This is a genomic window from Ferviditalea candida (assembly GCF_035282765.1).
GTDB lineage: Bacteria > Bacillota > Bacilli > Paenibacillales > KCTC-25726 > Ferviditalea > Ferviditalea candida.
The window spans coordinates 1-290 of the sequence record NZ_JAYJLD010000142.1; the positions used below are offsets into that span (position 1 = coordinate 1).

Annotated in this window: 1 rRNA gene; it reads left to right on the forward strand. The window is 51.7% G+C overall.

What is annotated here, in order from left to right:
- Positions 1-157: 157 nt before the first annotated feature.
- Positions 158-290: ribosomal RNA gene (locus VF724_RS21425) — 23S ribosomal RNA — on the forward strand; the annotation flags it as partial.

Sequence of the window (290 nt, forward strand, 5' to 3'; positions counted from 1 at the left end):
GTATCGGAAGGTGCGGCTGGATCACCTCCTTTCTAAGGATAAAGCAAGAACAAATGTCCGTCTTACTCGTTGTCAGTTTTGAAAGAGCAAGCCTCTTTCAAATTGATCCTTGAAAACTAGATAGCGAAGGCAAACGAACAAAGCGCGTATTGGAATTGGTTAAGCTAATAAGAGCGCACGGAGGATGCCTGGGCGCCAGGAGCCGAAGAAGGACGTGGCGAACGACGAAACGCCTCGGGGAGCCGTAAGCAGGCTTTGATCCGGGGATGTCCGAATGGGGGAACCCCCCT